The following is a 19,500-nucleotide window of genomic DNA, read 5'->3' as shown; positions in this document are numbered from 1 at the left end:
GGTGGGCCGGTCGCGCGCCGCCGCCACGGCCCACGCGCGCGCTGGTAGCGGTGGTGCATGCTGCTCACTCCGCGCACCCGGGCACCCCGCCCGAAGAACCCGGGGGTCTCCCGGCACCGCACGGCGGCCCTCCTCGCCTCCGCCGCCTCCGTATGCCTGCTCGCCGCGAGCGCTCCCGCCGCCCCGCTGGGCGTCGGCGACCAGCTCTTTCCGTACCTCGGCAACCCGGGATACGACGTCGAGTCGTACGACCTCTCCCTCGTCTATCCCGGCAGCAACGACAAGCCCCTCCAGGCCGTCACCACCATCACCGCCCGGGCGACCGCCGACCTGGACAGCCTCAACCTCGACTTCGCGCGCGGCAAGGTCGACTCCGTCGAGGTCGACGGCCTGCCCGCCGCCTTCACCAGCGCCGGTGACGACCTGGTCGTCACCCCCAAGATCCCGCTGCCCAAGGGCTCCCCGATGCGGATCACCGTCCGGCACACCAGCGACCCCATGCCCGTCAAGGGCCAGGACGGCGGCTGGGTGCGCACCGCCGACGGCCTCGTCATGGCCAACCAGGCCGACGCCGCCCACCTGGTCTTCCCGTGCAACGACCATCCGTCCGACAAGGCGATGTTCACCATCCGGATCACCGCCCCCGACGGCTACACGGCCGTGGCCAACGGACTGCCGGTCACCACCTCCACCCGGACCGCCGACTCGACCACCTGGACCTACCGGACCCAGCACCCCATGGCCACCGAGCTGGCCCAGGTGTCCATCGGCCGCTCCGCCGTGCCGCACCGCACCGGACCCCACGGCCTGCCGATGCGTGACGTCGTGCCCGAGGCCGACAGCAAGGTCCTCGAACCCTGGCTCGCCAGGACTCCCGACCAGATCGCCTGGCTGGAGAGCAAGATCGGCAGCTACCCGTTCGAGACCTACGGCGTGCTCATCGCCCAGGCCGCCACCGGCTTCGAACTGGAGACACAGACGCTCTCCCTCTTCGAGAAGAACCTGTTCACCCAGACCGGTTACCCCGCCTGGTACGTCGAGTCCGTCATGGTGCACGAGCTGTCCCACCAGTGGTTCGGCGACAGTGTCAGCCCGCGCTCCTGGTCCGACCTGTGGCTCAACGAGGGACACGCCACCTGGTACGAGGCCATGTACGCGCAGGAGAAGGGCAACAGACCCATGGTGGACCGCTTGAAGGCGGCCTACGGCGCCTCCGACCGCTGGCGTGACTCCGGCGGCCCGCCCGCCGCGCCCAAGCCGCCCAAACCCGGTCAGAAGATCAGCATCTTCCGGCCCAACGTCTACGACGGAGCGGCGCTGGTGCTCTACGCACTGCAGCAGGAGATCGGAAAGGACGCCTTCGAGCAGGTGGAGCGGGCCTGGGTGAGCGAGCACCGGGACAGCAGCGCGAGCACCGCCGACTACGTGGCTCTGGCGTCCCGGATCGCCGGGCGCGACCTCGGCGCGTTCTTGCACGACTGGCTCTACGGCGCGAAGACGCCCCCGATGCCCGGCCACCCCGACTGGAAGCAGACCCCGCCGCCCCCGCTCCCGGCCCCGCGGCCAACGGCCACGGCCACCCCGCCCAGGAGCCACGCGCCGCACGACCGGACGCGGTGAACGTGGCCGGACCCGGTGAATAAGGCGGTGACGAGATGTGACGTGCCGTGCGACCATCTTCGGGTCGGCACGGCACGGGACCCGGGAATCTCCCGAGGGCCTCGGGCGTTGTAAAAGTGGATGCCGAACGGAACCCTCATCGACGTAAGGACCCAATGACCTCCTCTTCTTCCCCTTCCCAGGACTCCAAGCGCCTCGCGAACGCCTATGCCGAAGGTCTTCGGGCCGATGCCCTGATGGAAGAGGACGTCGCCTGGAGCCACGAGATCGACGGTGAGCGGGACGGCGAACAGTTCGACCGCTCCGATCGCGCGGCCCTGCGTCGTGTCGCGGGCCTCTCCACTGAGCTGGAGGACGTCACCGAGGTCGAGTACCGCCAGCTGCGTCTGGAGCGGGTCGTCCTCGTCGGCGTCTGGACCTCGGGGACCGTCCAGGACGCGGACAACTCCCTCGCCGAGCTCGCCGCCCTTGCCGAGACCGCGGGCGCAGTCGTGCTCGACGGTGTCACCCAGCGCCGGGACAAGCCCGACGCGGCGACCTACATCGGCTCCGGCAAGGCCCTGGAGCTGCGCGACATGGTCGTCGAGACCGGGGCGGACACCGTCATCTGCGACGGTGAGCTGAGCCCCGGCCAGCTGATCCACCTCGAAGACGTCGTCAAGGTCAAGGTCATCGACCGTACGGCCCTGATTCTGGACATCTTCGCCCAGCACGCCAAGTCCAGAGAGGGCAAGGCGCAGGTCGCGCTCGCCCAGATGCAGTACATGCTGCCCAGGCTCCGTGGCTGGGGTCAGTCGCTGTCCCGGCAGATGGGCGGCGGCAAGGGCGGTGGCCTCGCCACCCGCGGTCCCGGTGAGACCAAGATCGAGACGGACCGGCGACGGATCCGCGAGAAGATGGCGAAGATGCGCCGGGAGATCGCGGAGATGAAGACCGGCCGTGAGATCAAGCGCCAGGAGCGCAAGCGCAACAAGGTGCCGTCCGTCGCCATCGCGGGCTACACCAACGCGGGCAAGTCCTCCCTGCTCAACCGCCTCACCGGCGCCGGCGTCCTGGTCGAGAACGCCCTGTTCGCGACCCTGGACCCGACCGTCCGCCGGGCGGAGACCCCGAGCGGTCGGCTGTACACCCTGGCGGACACCGTCGGATTCGTACGACACCTGCCGCACCATCTGGTCGAGGCGTTTCGCTCCACCATGGAGGAGGTCGGCGACTCCGACCTCATCCTGCACGTGGTCGACGGCTCACACCCGGTGCCGGAGGAGCAGCTGGCCGCCGTGCGCGAGGTGATCCGCGACGTCGGCGCCACCGACGTGCCCGAGATCGTCGTGATCAACAAGGCCGACGCGGCCGATCCTCTGGTCCTCCAGCGGCTGCTGCGGATCGAGAAGCGCTCCATCGCGATCTCGGCCCGCACCGGGCTCGGCATCGACGAACTGCTCGCGCTGATCGACAACGACCTGCCGCGGCCGTCCGTCGAGATCGAGGCACTCGTGCCGTACACCCACGGCAAGCTGGTCGCCCGTGCCCATGCCGAGGGCGAGGTGCTCTCCGAGGAGCACACCGCGGACGGCACCCTCATCAAGGTGCGAGTGCACGAGGAACTGGCCGCGGACCTGGCGCCTTACACGCCCACGGCCGCGGCCTGACCCACCCGGCCCACCAGGCCGAAGAAGTCGAAGTACCGGAAGGCCCGCCCCTCGCTCTCAGCGGGGGCGGGCCTTCCGGTTCTTCCGGGGACGCCGTGGCTACCGCCCGGCGAACTTCTTGCTGACCGAGGTGTAGACACCCTTGGCCACGTCACCCAGTCGCGGACCCGCCAGCCAACCGGCGGTCACCGGGCCGATGGACGTGTTGGACACCAGCTCGGGCTTGCCGTCCGCGCCGGTCTCCACCCAGCCGCCACCGGACGCGCCACCGGTCATCGTGCAGCCGATCCGGTACATCGTCGGGTCCGAGTCGTTCAGCGACAGCCGTCCCGGCTTGTCCTTGCACTGGTACAGCGACTGGCCGTCGAACGGCGGAGCCGCCGGATAACCGGTCGCGGTGAGGCTGCTGACCTTGGGCACGGCCGGGGCGCCGAAGTTCACCGGCAGAGCCGAACCGACCGTCTCCTCCAGGGACTTGCCCCCGTTGCCCTGCTCCGGCGTCACATGGATCACGGAGTAGTCGTACGAGGCGCCGTCGCCGCCCGTCTCACCGCCCTGATCGATCCACTGCTGCGAGGTCTTCGCCCCGTTGGCCCACCAGACCCCGTACGGCGCCACCTGTTGCCTCGTGGCCGACTGCAACTCCTCGGCCTTCATGCCCTTGTCGTTGTACGACGGCACGAACACGATGTTGCGGTACCAGCCGCCCTTCTTGCCGGCGTGCACACAGTGGCCCGCCGTCCAGATGAGGTTGGACTTGCCCGGGTGGGCCGGGTCCTTCACGACCGTCGCCGAGCAGACCATCTTGCCCTCGGGCGAGTCGAAGAACACCTTCCCGGCGGTGGCCGCGTGCGTGTGGTACGACGGCTGCACCGCCCGCGCCTTGACCGGCGCCGGCGTCGGGTCCGTCACGCCCTGGTCACCGGAGATGTCGTTCTCGTCGACACCCTTGTCCGGGTCGTTCGCGTCCCGCATGCGGTCCGGATCCCACAGCCCCTTGATGATCGGGTTGATGAAGTCGTTGGCCTCGCGCAGCCAGTCGTCCTTGTTCCAGTTCTTCCAGGCGCCGTTCTTCCACTTGTCGACGTCGATCCCGTGCTCTTTGAGCTTGTTCCTGATGTCGTCCGGGATCTGGATCTTTCCGTCGTCCGCGCTGGTCGCGGAGGCGGTGGGGTCGCCGTCCGCCTTGGCGTCGCCGTCGCAGGCGGTGGTGGTGAAGGCCAGTGCCGAGGCGAGGGCGACGGCCGCCAGCACGGGGGAGGCTCTGCGCGGCGAGCCACTCCCTCGGCGCACGGTGAAGGACGGCCGTATGGATCGCATGTCTTGACTCCCCCTGAGGTAAAGGAACTGGACGCCGTGACAGTGGTACGAGCATGAACCACGAGGGGTTCACGCCGGTGCCGCCGACGCCCCGGAACGGCATCACACACTATGCGCTCGGTATGGGGGACTTCCGATGGAACGGCAACGGTTCCATCACGGCAAGGATCTTGAGGTAAACCCGTAACCAGCTGGGCGGTTCGGGGTTGTAGCGGTGGGGGGACCGCTGCCCGCGTCCGGTCCCCGCGGATCAACTCGCCCTGGACAGCGGGAGAACAGCGAGCCGTGGCCGTGACCGAGTCGGTGACCGGGGTGACCTCCGGAGGTGCGCGTGCCGCGCACGAGGGGATCCTGAGGCGCCAGTCCGCGCGCGAGTCGTCGGCGCGCACCTATGCGCGCGCCCTGCCCATCGTGCCGGTGCGGGCGCGCGGACTGACCATCGAGGGCGCCGACGGACGCCGCTACCTCGACTGTCTCTCCGGTGCCGGCACCCTCGCCCTCGGCCACAATCACCCCGTCGTCCTGGAAGCCATCCGGAAGGTCCTCGACTCGGGCGCCCCGCTCTCCGTCCTCGACCTCGCGACCCCGGTGAAGGACGCGTTCATCACCGAACTGTTCCGCACACTGCCACCCGGTCTCGCCGACCGCGCCCGCGTCCAGTTCTGCGGACCGGCCGGCACGGACGCGGTCGAGGCCGCGTTCAAGCTGGCGCGCGCCGCCACCGGGCGCAGCGGAATCATGGCCTTCACGGGCGCCTACCACGGGATGACCGCCGGAGCCCTGGCCGCGTCCGGTGGCGCCGGCGACGTACAGGTCGCCCGCCTCCCGTATCCCCAGGACTACCGCTGCCCCTTCGGCGTCGGCGGCCCCCGTGGCGCCGATCTCGCCGCCCGCTGGACCGAGTCGGTCCTGGACGACCCCAAGTCCGGCGTGCCCCTCCCCGCCGGGATGATCCTGGAACCCGTCCAGGGCGAGGGCGGCGTGATTCCCGCCCCCGACGCCTGGCTGCGGCGAATGCGGCAGATCACCGCCGACCGGTCCGTGCCACTGATCGCCGACGAGATCCAGACCGGAGTCGGACGCACCGGCGCGTTCTGGGCCGTGGAGCACAGCGGCATCACCCCCGATGTGATGGTCCTGTCCAAGGCCATCGGCGGCAGCCTGCCGCTGGCCGTCGTCGTCTACCGTGAGGAACTCGACGTCTGGGAACCCGGCACCCACGCGGGCACCTTCCGCGGCAACCAGCTCGCCATGGCAGCCGGTACGGCCACCCTCGCCTACGTCCGGGAGAACGGCCTCGCCGACCGCGCCGCCCGCCTCGGCCACCACCTGCTGACCCAACTCCAGAAGCTCCAGGCGGAGTTTCCGTGCATCGGCGACGTCCGGGGAAGGGGACTGATGCTCGGCGTCGAGCTGGTGGACCCGGAGCGGGAACCGACCGGCGCGGCAGCCGGCCCGGGGCGGGGCGGGGCGGGCTTCGGCGACGCGGGTTCGAACAGGGTGAACCCACACGCGGCGGATCCGGTGAGGGCGCATTCCGTGACGGCACGGGCGACGGCCGGGCGCTCCGCGACGGACTCCGCCAAGGAGTACCTGGCGAGGGCCGAGTTCACGGCGGGGACATCCACGGGCGGAGGCTTGCCCGGTCCCCTGGAAGGCACCGGAGGGCCGCTCCCAGGGCTGGACTCCGGCCTTGCTCCTCGACCTGCCGCTCCCGAACTCGCCGCCGCGGTCCAGCGGGAGTGCCTGCGCCGTGGCCTGATCGTGGAACTCGGCGGACGCCACTCCAGTGTCGTGCGCCTCCTACCGCCCCTGACCATCAGCGACGAACAGGCGGCCGCCGTCCTCGACCGTCTCTCCGACGCGGTGGCAGCCGTGGCCAACGGCACCGCCGACCGGGTCTGCTCACCCCGACGCCCCGGCGACCCGACCGGACCGGCGAGGTAGGACCCACAGGACCGGTCCACCCCACCGGGCTGACCGGCCGGACCACCGAGCCAGGAGACTCCGGCCCCGTGCGTCCGCTTCCGAAGCCCGGTCCACCGCGGCACACGCCGGGGCCAACCGTGCGGTCTCCGCACCGGTGGTCCGGTGGTCCAACGCCCTCACCGAACCGAACGCCCGAAGGAACCTCCTTGAACCCCCACCTCACCTCCGATCACCAGTCCCACCTGCCCGACCACCTTCCCTGCGGGGCCCGGACCCCCGAGGACCACCCGGCTCCCCCCGGCGACCACCCCGCTCTCCCCGGCGGCCACCCGGCTCCCTCCGGCGCCGGTCCGGATCCTGACGGTGACCTCGTCCGCGGCGAGGAGAAGACCCTGCCCACGGCGACGTCCGAGCCGCTGCCCAAGCAGAAGCAGCGTGCGCCCGAGCCGGAGTCGCCGGCCGACTCGACCGCCGACATCCTGGAGCACCCCGACCCGTACACCGCGGCCCAGGCCGCCGCCATCGAGAACCTCCTCCGCTGCTGGGTACGCGAGACCAACCTCGCCATGCCCGACGCCGGCCCCCTGCGCATCCCGCTGCCCGCCAGCGGTACCTCGCTGACCGTCACGGTCCACCACAGATCCCCGACGGGCTGGCACCGCTTCGGGCTCCCGCGCCTGGCCGGCACCCCCGTGGAAGTTCCGCCACTGGACGCGCTCACCCTCGCGGCCGTGCTCACCCGAGAGACACCCCGCAGGGCCGATGCCGTGGACACCGTCGCGGCAGGCACCCAGAGCGCCGACGCCGGAGACCTCGTCGCCCGGGTCGCGGACTCCGTCCGTCGTACCGTCACCTTCATCAGTGACCGGCGCGAGCGGCCCGCCGACGGCACCGACCTGTTCCTCGCAGCCGAGCAGGCACTCCTGCTCGGTCACCCGTTCCACCCGACCCCGAAGAGCCGCGAGGGACTGACCGACACGGAAGCCCGCCTCTACTCACCAGAACTGCGCGGCTCCTTCCCCTTGCACTGGATGGCTGTCGCCCCGTCCGTACTCGCATCCGACTCGGCCTGGACCGAACGAGGCCGCCCGGTGCCGGCCCAACTGCTCACCGCACGGATCGCCGGATCTGGATCCGCACTCCCCGACGGCTACGCAGCCCTGCCCCTGCACCCCTGGCAGTCACGCGAGGTCCGACACCGCGCCGACACCGCCGCCATGCTCGACTCCGGGCTGCTCCGTGACCTCGGCCCCCACGGATCTGCCTGGCACCCCACCTCCTCCGTCCGCACCGTCCACCAATCCGGCGCCCCCGCCATGCTCAAACTGTCACTGGGCGTCCGCATCACCAACTCCCGCCGCGAGAACCTCCGCAAGGAACTGCACCGGGGAGTCGAGGTGCACCGCCTGCTGCGGGCCGGGCTGTCCACCGCATGGCGAGCGGAGCACCCCGGCTTCGACATCGTCCGCGACCCGGCCTGGCTCGCCGTGGACGGTCCGGACGGCCGACCTGTGCCAGGACTCGACGTCATGATCCGGCACAATCCGTTCGCACCGTCCGACGACGTCGCCTGCGTCGCCGGTCTCGTCTCACCCCGGCCACACACCGGCCCGGCCCTGACCGACGACCAGGCCGCCGCGACCTCGCGGACGGGGCCGACGGCCCTGCGGTCCCGCCTCGCCCACGTCGTCACACGCCTCGCCGAGCGGACCGGCCGACCTCGTGACGCCGTCGCGGCCGAGTGGTTCCTCCGCTACCTCCACCAGATCGTGCGTCCCGTGCTGTGGCTGGACGCCGAAGCCGGTATCGCTCTGGAGGCACACCAGCAGAACACCCTGCTGGTGCTGGACGCCGACGGCTGGCCCGCGGGTGGCCGCTACCGGGACAACCAGGGCTACTACTTCCGCGAGTCCCGGCGCGCCGAACTCGACGCCCGACTGCCCGGCATCGGCGAGCACAGTGACACCTTCGTCTCCGACGAGGTCACCGACGAACGCTTCGCCTACTACCTCGCAGTCAACAACGTGCTCGGCCTGATCGGCGCGTTCGGCTCCCAGCGCCTCGCCGACGAGCAGCTGTTGCTCGCCGCGTTCCGCCGCTTCCTGGGCGACGTCGCCTCGGGGCCCTCCGCGATGCGCACCTCCCTCCCGGCACGGCTGCTCGACTCACCCGTCCTGCGCTGCAAGGCCAATCTGCTGACCCGGTTGCAAGGCCTCGACGAACTCGTCGGACCCGTCGACACCCAGTCCGTCTACGTCACCATCGCCAACCCCCTGCACTCCTGAACCGCATCACGCCTCCTTCATCCACTCCCGAGGACATGACCCCCCTCGTTTCCTGAGAGGAGCCCGCCGTGCCTCCCATCGACGCGAGCGCAGACGCCGGCACCATCCCTGTCCACGCCTCACCCGCCGGTCCCGGTGCTGGTCCCCCCGGACCCGGGATGGACAGCGAGGACACCCTCGAACTGCGCCTGCCCGACGAACTCCTCTCCTTGCTCGCAGAAGAGGTGACCGGCCCCAAGAGCCGACTCGGGGGAACGGCGCCGGGGTCCGTTCCTGCCGGGCGCCGGCCGGCCCCGGCCGAGATGTGGCCAGCACCTGCCCGTGACCGGATCGCCGTGGCGGACCGCCCGTCGTCCACGGCCACGAACGACGACCTGCTGGACCATGTCGCCGAATGGGGCCCGCGTGCCACACCCGCAGGACTGTTCCATCTGCTCCCGGTCCGTCTCGACCGCGACCTTCCGCTCATCAACGCATGGATGAACGATCCCGCCGTGGCCGCATTCTGGGAACTGGCGGGTTCCCCCACCCGCACCGAGGAGCACGTGCGCACCCAGCTCACCGGCGACGGCCGTAGCGTCCCCTGCGTCGGCGTGCTGGACGGCACCCCGATGAGTTACTGGGAGATCTACCGGGCGGACTTGGACCCGATCGCCCGTCACTGTCCCATCCGTCCGCACGACACCGGTCTCCACCTCCTCATCGGCAGCGTCGCCGACCGTGGGCGAGGGTTGGGTTCCGTCCTGCTCAGAGTTGTCGCCGACCTTGTCCTCGACCGCCGCCCCGCCTGTGCGCGCGTCATCGCGGAGCCCGACCTGCGCAACACCCCCTCCGTAGCCGCTTTCCTGAACGCGGGTTTCCGGTTCGGCGCCGAGATCGACCTGCCCGCCAAGCGGGCGGCTCTCCTGATCCGGGACCGGTCCCTGCCCTGTCATTGATGACACCATGTGTTCGAGCGCTCACATGTTGTACGAACGGCGGGCTGTCGTTGTTCCCGGCTCGCTCACAAGTTTTTCTTCGACCTTGCCCGACTGCGCCCCGGCTTCGTCCGTTCGGTGTCCTCGGGCTCCGTCCCACCCTTGCCGGGCAACAGCCGCCGACTTGTACGCATGGCCGGGCGCCGTACCAGCGCCCAGTCAGGCAGCCCGGCCTCGTCCCGTCCCATTCCAGCCGAGGAGCCTCACGGTCGTGCGCCCGTACCCGGTCCCTCCTCTCGCCCCAGCCCCGACCTCGGCTCTGGCCCCGGACCTGATCCCACCCCGGGGCACAGCCTTCGTCACACGTTTGTCAGTGCCGGGCCGTAGGGTGGTCGCGCTATGACGAAGCCCTCTCTCCCCGAACTCCTGCATGCCGCCGTCACAGCCGTCGGCGGTACGGAGCGCCCCGGTCAGGTGACGATGGCCGAAGCGGTCGCCGAAGCGATCGACGACGGATCCCACCTGCTGGTCCAGGCCGGTACCGGCACCGGAAAGTCACTCGGCTACCTCGTGCCCGCACTCGCACACGGGGAGCGGGTCGTCGTGGCGACGGCCACCCTGGCGCTGCAGCGGCAGCTCGTGGAGCGCGACCTTCCGCGCACGGTCGACGCGCTGCACCCCCTGCTGCGTCGCCGCCCCGAGATCGCGATGCTCAAGGGCAGGTCGAACTACCTGTGCCTGCATCGCCTGCACGAGGGAATGCCCCAGGACGAGGAGGAGGGCCTCTTCGACCAGTTCGAGGCGGCCGCGCCCACCAGCAAGCTGGGTCAGGACCTGCTGCGGCTGCGGGACTGGTCGGACGAGACCGAGAACGGCGATCGGGACGACCTCACGCCCGGCGTCTCCGACCGCGCCTGGGCTCAGGTGTCGGTGTCTTCCCGCGAGTGCCTGGGCGCCTCCAAGTGCGCGTACGGTGCCGAGTGCTTCGCCGAGATGGCCCGTGAGCGCGCCAAGCTGGCGGAGGTCGTCGTCACCAACCACGCCCTTCTGGCGATCGACGCCATCGAGGGTGCGCCGGTGCTGCCGCAGCACGAGGTGCTGATCGTGGACGAGGCCCACGAACTGGTCTCGCGCGTCACCGGCGTCGCGACCGGGGAACTCACGCCAGGACAGGTCAACCGGGCGGTGCGCCGAGCGGCGAAGCTCGTCGACGAGAAGGCCGCCGACCAGCTTCAGACCGCGGCCGAGGGTTTCGAGAGGCTGATGGAGCTGGCGCTGCCGGGCCGTCTGGAGGAGATCCCCGAGGATCTCGGCTACGCCCTGATGGCCCTGCGGGACGCCGCACGCGCGGTCGTCTCCGGTATCGGGGCCACGCGTGACAAGTCGGTGCAGGACGAGGACGCGGTCCGCAAACAGGCGCTGGCGTCGGTAGAGTCGGTTCACGACGTGGCGGAACGGATCGTGAACGGATCCGAGTACGACGTCGTCTGGTACGAGCGGCACGATCGGTTCGGTGCTTCACTGCGGGTCGCACCCATGTCGGTTTCCGGTCTTCTCAGGGAGAAGCTCTTCGCGGACCGTTCCGTCGTCCTCACCTCCGCGACGCTCAAGCTCGGCGGTGACTTCAACGGGGTGGGTGCCTCCCTCGGGCTGGCCCCCGAGGGCACGGAGGGCGACGACCTGCCGCAGTGGAAGGGCGTCGACGTCGGCTCGCCCTTCGACTACCCCAAGCAGGGGATTCTGTACGTCGCCAGGCATCTGTCACGTCCCGCCCGCGACGGCGACCGCGCCGACATGCTCAACGAGTTGACCGAACTCATCCAGGCGGCGGGTGGCCGGACCCTCGGCCTGTTCTCCTCGATGCGGGCTGCTCAGCAGGCCGCTGAGGAGTTGCGCTCCCGGATCCCTGAGTTCCCGATCCTGCTCCAGGGCGAGGAGACGCTCGGAGAACTGATCAAGAACTTCGCGGCGGATCCGAAGACCTGTCTCTTCGGCACCCTTTCGCTGTGGCAGGGCGTCGATGTGCCCGGCTCCAGCTGTCAGCTGGTCGTCATGGACAAGATCCCGTTCCCGCGTCCCGACGATCCGCTGATGAGTGCCCGGCAGAGGGCAGTGGAGGACGCGGGTGGAAACGGCTTCATGGCCGTTGCGGCCACCCATGCGGCGCTGCTCATGGCCCAGGGCGCCGGCCGTCTGGTGCGGGCCTCCGGCGATCGCGGTGTGGTCGCCGTACTGGACCAGCGGCTGGCCACAGCGCGCTACGGCGGCTACCTCAAGGCGTCGCTTCCCGATTTCTGGTACACGACGGACCGGAATCAAGTCCGCCGCTCGTTGGCCGCGATCGACGCGGTGGCGCAGCAGACGGAAGCGCAGTGACCGCAGGCCTGCCCCGGCAACGGGGCAGGCCTGCGGTCTTGAGCATCTCTGCGCCATCGAGCGGCTCGGTTCCCACACGGGGAGGGCATTGGAGGCGGAAAGGCAGGACCCCGGGACCGGCGCAGGGGTCCCGGGGCCCGGTCAGGGGGTGAGCCTGTTGGGCTCGCCCGCCGCGGCCGTCACACGCGGCGCAGTACAGCGACGACCTTGCCCAGGATGGTCGCGTCGTCACCGGGGATCGGCTCGTAGGCGGAGTTGTGCGGGAGAAGCCATACGTGGCCGTCTTCCCGCTTGAAGCGCTTGACGGTCGCCTCGCCGTCAAGCATTGCGGCCACGATGTCGCCGTTCTCGGCCACCGGCTGGCGGCGGACGGTGACCCAGTCACCGTCGCAGATCGCAGCTTCGATCATGGAGTCGCCGACGACCTTCAGAACGAACAGCTCACCGTCACCGACCAACTGGCGGGGGAGAGGGAAGACGTCCTCGACCGACTCCTCGGCGAGGATGGGTCCGCCTGCGGCGATACGGCCGACCAGTGGGACGTACGAAGCGGCGGGCTTGCCGGCGGTGTCCGTGGGCTGCACCGTCACCGCCTGGTCGGAGCCACGGACCTCGTACGCGCGCGGGCGGTGCGGGTCGCGGCGCAGGAAGCCCTTCCGCTCCAGTGCCATCAGCTGATGCGCGACCGAGGAGGTGCTGGACAGGCCGACGGCCTGGCCGATCTCCCGCATGGACGGTGGGTAGCCGCGACGCTGCACGGAGTCCCGGATCACTTCGATCACCCGGCGCTGCCGGTCGGTGAGCCCGGAACTGTCCGCCCGGATGCCTGGAGGTCGGCCCGGGAGGGAGCGCTTGTGCCCCTCGGGATTCGTGGCTTCGTTCATCGCGTGCACCGGGTCCAGTCGGCCCTGGGAGCGGTCCTGGGTGGTGATGGTGGCGCTGTCGGCGGTGGTGGTCACGTCGGCCCCTCTCGATGGTCTCCCTGCTGCACAACGGTAGTTGCTTTCGAAAGGTTGCGCCAAACACACGTTCGAGTGAAAAACCGCGGTTCACCTGACGTAATTGCGTGTCTGGGTGTATGGCTAACGCGGTGCCTGGCGAGCGAAAGGTTTCATTGTCGTACTCTTCGCCGCCGGGCCGATGGCTTCGTGGGCCGCCGCCCAAGTCTGCCATCCGGAACCTCGTCGACCGGTATCCGGTCCCCTTCCGTGTCGGAGTACCCGCGCACCCTCCGTACCGCGCGCGTCCTCCGCGCCGCCCACGCTATCCCCGCCGCCGTCGCAGCGGTACGCATGCGCGCGTGTGTGTTCCGTGAGGGGCGCGGTCGCCCGTTGCGGGGATTCCTCCGCGTGCGACACGCGCTTGTGCTCAATGTGGCTGCTACTCCCTACATCTAGTGGTTGGATTGCTACAGCGGCCCACAAGTTGTGGTCCCCTGTGTCCGCGGTGGCTTCGAGATCGCCTATGCTTGGGGCTGCTTCGCGGGACTCCTGAGGTCTCGCGGCGCAGTTCAGTCTGCTGTGAGGAGGGTTGGAGAACATGCACTGCCCCTTCTGCAGGCACCCCGACAGTCGTGTGGTCGACAGTCGTACGACCGATGACGGCACGTCGATCCGCAGGCGCCGCCAGTGCCCCGACTGCTCCCGTCGATTCACGACAGTGGAGACGTGCTCGCTGATGGTGGTGAAGCGGTCCGGGGTCACCGAGCCGTTCAGCCGCGCCAAGGTCATCAACGGTGTGCGCAAGGCATGCCAGGGACGGCCCGTCACCGAGGACGCGCTGGCCCAGCTCGGCCAGCGGGTCGAGGAAGCGGTGCGAGCCACCGGGAGTGCCGAGCTGACCACCCACGACGTGGGGCTGGCCATACTCGGCCCATTGCAGGAGCTCGACGTCGTCGCCTATCTGCGATTCGCCTCCGTCTACCGAGCGTTCGACTCGCTCGACGACTTCGAGGCAGCCATCGCCGAGCTCAGGCAGACGACGCGTGGTCCCGCCGCGCGCGACGAGGACGCGGGAGCGGGGAGCCGGGAGGACGATCGCGGGCTCGGCGGGACCGGCCAGGTCCCCGTGCCCGCCCACGCCGCCGACTGACCGACGGACCCGAGCCGTGCGCAGGTCACGGAACCGGGTGGACGGCGGCGAGCGAAGACCTGTTGCGGGTGGCAGCTGAGGGTGCCCGCAACACATGACAGAACACCGTGTCACGGGAACATCGTGGCACTTCAGGGCGTTTTAGCCCGTACAGGGAGGCGGCATGACAGAGACGGCGAGCGGTCCGGCACGAGGTTCCCGAGCCAAGGGATCCAAGGCCGGCAAAGGGCTGCGTGTCGAGCGCATTCACACCACCCCCGGCGTGCACCCGTATGACGAGGTGAACTGGGAGCGCCGTGACGTCGTCATGACCAACTGGCGCGACGGCTCGGTCAATTTCGAGCAGCGTGGCGTCGAGTTCCCCGACTTCTGGTCGGTGAACGCGGTCAACATCGTTACCAGCAAGTACTTCCGGGGAGCTGTCGGCACCCCGCAGCGCGAGGTCAGCCTCAAGCAGCTGATCGACCGCATCGTGAAGACGTACCGGAAGGCCGGCGAGGACCACAAGTACTTCTCCTCGCCCGCCGACGCCGAGATCTTCGAGCACGAACTGGCGTACGCCCTCCTCCACCAGATCTTCAGCTTCAACAGCCCCGTGTGGTTCAACGTGGGCACCCCGCAGCCCCAGCAGGTCTCCGCCTGCTTCATCCTGTCCGTCGACGACTCCATGGAGTCGATCCTCGACTGGTACAAGGAAGAGGGCATGATCTTCAAGGGCGGTTCCGGCGCCGGCCTGAACCTCTCCCGCATCCGCTCCTCCAAGGAGCTGCTCTCCTCCGGCGGCAACGCCTCCGGACCCGTCTCCTTCATGCGCGGCGCCGACGCCTCGGCCGGAACGATCAAGTCCGGTGGCGCCACCCGCCGCGCCGCCAAGATGGTCATCCTCGACGTCGACCACCCGGACATCGAGGACTTCATCGAGACCAAGGTGAAGGAGGAGGAGAAGATCCGCGCCCTGCGTGACGCGGGCTTCGACATGGACCTGGGCGGCGACGACATCACGTCCGTCCAGTACCAGAACGCCAACAACTCGGTCCGTGTGAACGACGAGTTCATGAAGGCCGTCGAGCGGGGCGGCAAGTTCGGCCTCCGCGCGCGGATGACCGGCGAGGTCATCGAGGATGTCGACGCCAAGGCCCTGTTCCGCAAGATGGCCGAGGCCGCCTGGGCCTGTGCCGACCCGGGCATTCAGTACGACGACACGATCAACCACTGGCACACGTGCCCCGAGTCCGGCCGCATCAACGGCTCGAACCCGTGCAGCGAGTACATGCACCTGGACAACACGTCCTGCAACCTCGCCTCGCTGAACCTGATGAAGTTCCTCAAGGACGACGGCAAGGGCAACCAGTCCTTCGACGTCGAACGCTTCGCCAAGGTCGTCGAGCTCGTCATCACCGCGATGGACATCTCCATCTGCTTCGCCGACTTCCCGACCCAGAAGATCGGCGAGAACACGCGCGCCTTCCGCCAGCTCGGCATCGGCTACGCCAACCTCGGCGCTCTGCTGATGGCGACCGGCCACGCGTACGACTCGGACGGTGGCCGTGCCCTCGCCGGGGCCATCACCTCGCTGATGACCGGCACGTCGTACCGCCGCTCCACCGAACTCGCCGCGGTCGTCGGCCCGTACGACGGTTACGCCCGCAACGCCGACGCCCACAAGCGCGTCATGAAGCAGCATGCCGACGCCAATGGCAAGGCCGTCCGCATGGACGACCTCGACAGCCCGATCTGGGCCGCCGCCACGGAGGCCTGGCAGGACGTGGTTCGCCTCGGCGAGCAGAACGGCTTCCGTAACGCCCAGGCGTCCGTGATCGCGCCGACCGGCACCATCGGCCTGGCGATGTCCTGCGACACCACCGGCCTGGAGCCGGACCTCGCGCTGGTCAAGTTCAAGAAGCTCGTCGGCGGCGGCTCGATGCAGATCGTCAACGGCACGGTCCCGCAGGCCCTGCGCCGCCTGGGCTACCAGGAGGAGCAGATCGAGGCGATCGTCGCCCACATCGCCGAGCACGGCAATGTGATCGACGCCCCCGGCCTCAAGCCGCAGCACTACGAGGTCTTCGACTGCGCCATGGGCGAGCGCACCATTTCCCCGATGGGCCACGTCCGCATGATGGCCGCGATCCAGCCGTGGATCTCCGGAGCCCTGTCCAAGACGGTCAACATGCCTGAGACGGCGACCGTCGAGGAGGTCGAGGAGATCTACTTCGAGGCCTGGAAGATGGGCGTCAAGGCTCTCGCGATCTACCGCGACAACTGCAAGGTCGGCCAGCCGCTCTCGGCCAAGAAGAAGGACGACGACAAGAAGTCGCAGGCCAAGGCCGAAGAGGCCGCCGCCAAGGTCGAGAAGGTCGTCGAGTACCGCCCGGTCCGCAAGCGCCTGCCCAAGGGACGTCCCGGCATCACCACGTCCTTCACGGTCGGCGGCGCCGAGGGCTACATGACCGCCAACTCGTACCCGGACGACGGTCTCGGCGAGGTCTTCCTGAAGATGTCCAAGCAGGGGTCCACCCTCGCGGGCATGATGGACGCCTTCTCCATCGCGGTCTCGGTCGGCCTCCAGTACGGCGTGCCGCTGGAGACGTACGTCTCGAAGTTCACAAACATGCGCTTCGAGCCTGCCGGCATGACGGACGACCCGGACGTGCGGATGGCGCAGTCGATCGTCGACTACATCTTCCGCCGCCTCGCGCTGGACTTCCTGCCCTTCGAAACGCGCTCCGCGCTCGGCATCCACTCCGCCGATGAACGTCAGCGCCACCTGGAGACGGGTTCGTACGAGGCCGGCGAGGACGACGTAGACGTCGAGGGCCTTGCCCAGTCGGCGCCGCGCCAGACGGATCTCAAGGCCGTCGCGGCCCCGAAGCCCGAGCCCGAGGCGGCGGCCAAGCCCGCTCCCCAGCAGGCCCACACCAGCGCCGAGCTGGTGGAGATGCAGCTGGGCATTCAGGCCGACGCCCCGCTCTGCTTCTCCTGCGGCACGAGGATGCAGCGAGCCGGCTCCTGCTACATCTGCGAGGGTTGCGGCTCGACCAGCGGTTGCAGCTGAGGGTGGGCGCAACTGCGTCGGATACGACATCCGACGCAGTGCGCGCACGTAGCTGAGCGGCGGCTGACAAACGACAAAGGGGACCGGCTCGAAGCCGGTCCCCTTTTGTCGGCGGGGCGCCGTCCATGGAGGCTCATGCCCGCCAGGTGAGTGCGCTCCGGCAGGGCGCGTCCGTCAGGGCTGGCGTGCCCTGCCCATGTGCCGCGCGAAGGACGCCGGATCGTCCTCGAAGCCGTGTACGCCCGCGTGGAAGACCCAGCCGCCGGACTCGTCACGCACGAACTCCGCGACCGTCGCAGCCGTCGCTCCCAGCACCGAGCCGAAGTCGTCCTCGGTCAGCACGTTGTAGCCCTCGCGGATACGCACGGACGGGTTCCGTACGTTCACGAAGGTACGGTCCGTCTCCTGCTGCTGGATGACGATGCCCACCACCACGCGCGCGTAGCGCCCGTCGAGCCGGTCGAGTTCGAGCGTCATGACCTCGTCCCAGCCGAAGCCCTTGCCGTCCTTGCTGTCCCGGTTGAGAAAGATCGTGCCGTCGGGCGAGCGGCTGTCGAAGTGCACCAGGTACGCCGGTGCTCCATACGCGTCCTCGGCCGTGTAGGGCCCGGCGACGATGTCCAGATCGGTGGGCGGCTGACCCGCCGGACTGGGGTCCCACTTCAGAGCGACCTCGACCTTGCGGATTCCCTTACTGAACCCGTTCACCAGGTGTCCCCTTCCCCCTCGGCAGCCTCTGCCCCAACTCCTTGGAAGTCAAGGCGCGTTGTCCATCGTGCCACGCCCGGGGAGAGCGCGCGCGAGTGATCTCTCCGGGAGCGTGACCGGCGCCACGTCCCTTGGCCTTACGATGGCGCGGTGCTGGTCAAGTGGACTCGCTGCACCGTGGTGGACCGCCGAGGCTTCGAGCGGGGGCAGCGAAAGTGGGCGGGGCTTCCGGGAGAGCCGGGATTTCGTGGACAGGGGGGTGGCTGGAGTCGGCACCGTCCGGGGGTGGCGCACACCTTCGCCTTCTGGGAGAGCCGTGCCTTCTACGACTCCTTCATGGCCCGTTCCCACGACCGGCTGGCCGCTGCCCAGTCCGGCACCTTCACGGACGCCCAGGTCAAGCTGTTCGAGTACCGGTTCGATGTGAAGACCGGCTTCGAGCCGCGCTTCACGGACTGCGACCTGATCCGCGTGGCCCTCTGTCGTGTCCACGAGGAGCGAGTCGAGCACTTCACGCTGATGCAGGAGAAGGTGTGGAACCCCGCCATGGCCGGTTCGCCGGGCATGATCCGGGGCATGTTCGGGGAAGCTCCGTCACACGAGTTCCTCGTCCTGTCGATGTGGCGGTCGGCCGCCGAACACGGCAAGTACCGCACCGAGCGGGTGGAGCGCCTCGCGCTTCGAGCCCAGACCGAGGCGGACATCGCCTTCCTGACCGGTGACATCGTGGAGCTGGAGCCGACCTGGACGGTTTGAGATTCGGACGCGGGGCATGTGTGCCCTCACACGCCCGGTGGAACAGAAATCGTGGAACAGAAATCATGTGACATATGCCGTATACAGCCCGTACGAGTATGGGATCAGCTCTCGGCCGATCTAGGGTTTTGGCATGGCAAGACCACGGCGCATCGTCCTTGTCCGGCACGGCGAGTCAACGGGCAATGTTGATGACTCCGTGTACGAGCGTGAGCCCGATCATGCTCTTGCACTGACCGGGCGGGGCCGGCGACAGGCGGAGGAGACCGGCAAGACGGTCCGGGAGGTGTTCGGGCGCGAGCGGGTGAGCGTCTACGTCTCCCCGTATCGCCGTACACACGAGACGTTCGGGGCCTTCCACCTCGATCCCGATCTCATACGGGTACGGGAGGAGCCCCGGCTCAGGGAGCAGGACTGGGGAAACTGGCAGGACCGCGACGACGTGCGCCTTCAGAAGGCCTACCGGGACGCGTACGGGCACTTCTTCTTCCGTTTCCCCCAGGGAGAGTCCGGTGCCGATGTGTACGACCGGGTCGGCGGCTTCCTGGAGAGCCTGTTCCGCAGCTTCGAGGACCCCGACCATCCGCCGAACGTGCTGCTCGTGACCCACGGACTGGCCATGCGGCTGTTCTGCATGCGCTGGTTCCACTGGACAGTCGCCGAATTCGAGTCGCTCGCGAATCCCGGGAACGGCGAGATGAGAATGCTCGTTCTCGGGGATGACGGCAAGTACACACTGGACCGGCCCTTCGAACGCTGGCGCGATCCCGTGCCGAACTGGATCCCCGGATAGA

Annotated in this window: 13 protein-coding genes; 10 read left to right on the top strand and 3 right to left on the bottom strand. The window is 69.2% G+C overall.

Features of this window, described 5'->3' with window-relative positions:
• Positions 1-57 precede the first annotated feature (57 nt).
• Positions 58-1,620, top strand: a complete 1,563-nt coding sequence (locus ACIPK3_RS26505; RefSeq protein WP_402573521.1) for a M1 family metallopeptidase — start codon at positions 58-60, stop codon at positions 1,618-1,620.
• Between the two features lie 155 nt (positions 1,621-1,775).
• Positions 1,776-3,269 carry a GTPase HflX gene (gene hflX, locus ACIPK3_RS26500; RefSeq protein WP_402573519.1) on the top strand — a complete coding sequence of 498 codons (1,494 nt, stop codon included), beginning with the start codon at positions 1,776-1,778 and terminating at the stop codon, positions 3,267-3,269.
• Positions 3,270-3,368: 99 nt separating this feature from the next.
• Here the strand turns inward: hflX and ACIPK3_RS26495 are convergent, their stop codons facing one another.
• Positions 3,369-4,589, bottom strand: a complete 1,221-nt coding sequence (locus ACIPK3_RS26495; RefSeq protein ID WP_402573517.1) for a trypsin-like serine peptidase — start codon at positions 4,587-4,589, stop codon at positions 3,369-3,371.
• A gap of 285 nt (positions 4,590-4,874) precedes the next feature.
• On the opposite strand from ACIPK3_RS26495, the gene ACIPK3_RS26490 reads away from it, so the two are divergent.
• The 4 genes from ACIPK3_RS26490 (at position 4,875) to ACIPK3_RS26475 (ending at position 12,096) form a co-directional block, all read left to right on the top strand.
• Positions 4,875-6,536: a diaminobutyrate--2-oxoglutarate transaminase family protein gene (locus tag ACIPK3_RS26490; RefSeq protein ID WP_402573515.1), complete on the top strand. Its 1,662-nt coding sequence runs from the start codon at positions 4,875-4,877 to the stop codon at positions 6,534-6,536.
• 398 nt (positions 6,537-6,934) lie between these two features.
• Positions 6,935-8,803 (top strand): IucA/IucC family protein, encoded by a 1,869-nt coding sequence (locus ACIPK3_RS26485; protein ID WP_402573601.1) that lies wholly within the window; start codon positions 6,935-6,937, stop codon positions 8,801-8,803.
• Positions 8,804-8,871: 68 nt separating this feature from the next.
• Positions 8,872-9,741: a GNAT family N-acetyltransferase gene (locus ACIPK3_RS26480; protein ID WP_402573513.1), complete on the top strand. Its 870-nt coding sequence runs from the start codon at positions 8,872-8,874 to the stop codon at positions 9,739-9,741.
• 378 nt (positions 9,742-10,119) lie between these two features.
• Complete coding sequence (locus tag ACIPK3_RS26475) at positions 10,120-12,096, top strand: ATP-dependent DNA helicase (protein WP_402573511.1); 1,977 nt, start codon at positions 10,120-10,122, stop codon at positions 12,094-12,096.
• A 179-nt stretch (positions 12,097-12,275) separates the two neighbouring features.
• Here the strand turns inward: ACIPK3_RS26475 and lexA are convergent, their stop codons facing one another.
• Positions 12,276-13,055, bottom strand: coding sequence for a transcriptional repressor LexA (gene lexA, locus ACIPK3_RS26470; RefSeq protein ID WP_402573510.1), 780 nt, complete (start codon positions 13,053-13,055; stop codon positions 12,276-12,278).
• A 580-nt stretch (positions 13,056-13,635) separates the two neighbouring features.
• Between lexA and nrdR the strand changes: the two genes are divergently transcribed.
• Together nrdR and ACIPK3_RS26460 are read left to right on the top strand one after the other, a co-directional pair.
• Complete coding sequence (nrdR, locus tag ACIPK3_RS26465) at positions 13,636-14,187, top strand: transcriptional regulator NrdR (RefSeq protein WP_402573508.1); 552 nt, start codon at positions 13,636-13,638, stop codon at positions 14,185-14,187.
• Between the two features lie 163 nt (positions 14,188-14,350).
• On the top strand, positions 14,351-17,242 hold the full coding sequence (locus ACIPK3_RS26460) for a vitamin B12-dependent ribonucleotide reductase (RefSeq protein ID WP_402573506.1): 2,892 nt from the start codon (positions 14,351-14,353) through the stop codon (positions 17,240-17,242).
• Positions 17,243-17,416: 174 nt separating this feature from the next.
• Here the strand turns inward: ACIPK3_RS26460 and ACIPK3_RS26455 are convergent, their stop codons facing one another.
• Positions 17,417-17,950, bottom strand: coding sequence for a TerD family protein (locus tag ACIPK3_RS26455; RefSeq protein WP_402573504.1), 534 nt, complete (start codon positions 17,948-17,950; stop codon positions 17,417-17,419).
• 150 nt (positions 17,951-18,100) lie between these two features.
• Between ACIPK3_RS26455 and ACIPK3_RS26450 the strand changes: the two genes are divergently transcribed.
• Positions 18,101-18,706, top strand: a complete 606-nt coding sequence (locus tag ACIPK3_RS26450) for a YdbC family protein (protein ID WP_402573503.1) — start codon at positions 18,101-18,103, stop codon at positions 18,704-18,706.
• A 133-nt stretch (positions 18,707-18,839) separates the two neighbouring features.
• On the top strand, positions 18,840-19,499 hold the full coding sequence (locus ACIPK3_RS26445; protein WP_402573501.1) for a histidine phosphatase family protein: 660 nt from the start codon (positions 18,840-18,842) through the stop codon (positions 19,497-19,499).
• The last annotated feature ends 1 nt before the right edge of the window (position 19,500 follow it).

Source organism: Streptomyces sp. NPDC086787 (assembly GCF_044745865.1).
GTDB lineage: Bacteria > Actinomycetota > Actinomycetes > Streptomycetales > Streptomycetaceae > Streptomyces.
The sequence above is the reverse complement of the archived record's forward strand: the minus strand, read 5'-3'. Positions and strand labels throughout refer to the sequence as shown.

What these genes read in the sequence shown, in the direction of transcription:
- hflX (WP_402573519.1), top strand. Translation starts at nt 1,776, where the DNA reads ATGACCTCCTCTTCTTCCCCTTCCCAGGACTCCAAGCGCCTCGCGAAC.
- ACIPK3_RS26475 (WP_402573511.1), top strand. Translation starts at nt 10,120, where the DNA reads ATGACGAAGCCCTCTCTCCCCGAACTCCTGCATGCCGCCGTCACAGCC.
- ACIPK3_RS26445 (WP_402573501.1), top strand. Translation starts at nt 18,840, where the DNA reads ATGGCAAGACCACGGCGCATCGTCCTTGTCCGGCACGGCGAGTCAACG.
- ACIPK3_RS26495 (WP_402573517.1), bottom strand. Translation starts at nt 4,589, where the DNA reads ATGCGATCCATACGGCCGTCCTTCACCGTGCGCCGAGGGAGTGGCTCG.
- nrdR (WP_402573508.1), top strand. Translation starts at nt 13,636, where the DNA reads ATGCACTGCCCCTTCTGCAGGCACCCCGACAGTCGTGTGGTCGACAGT.
- ACIPK3_RS26505 (WP_402573521.1), top strand. Translation starts at nt 58, where the DNA reads ATGCTGCTCACTCCGCGCACCCGGGCACCCCGCCCGAAGAACCCGGGG.
- ACIPK3_RS26460 (WP_402573506.1), top strand. Translation starts at nt 14,351, where the DNA reads ATGACAGAGACGGCGAGCGGTCCGGCACGAGGTTCCCGAGCCAAGGGA.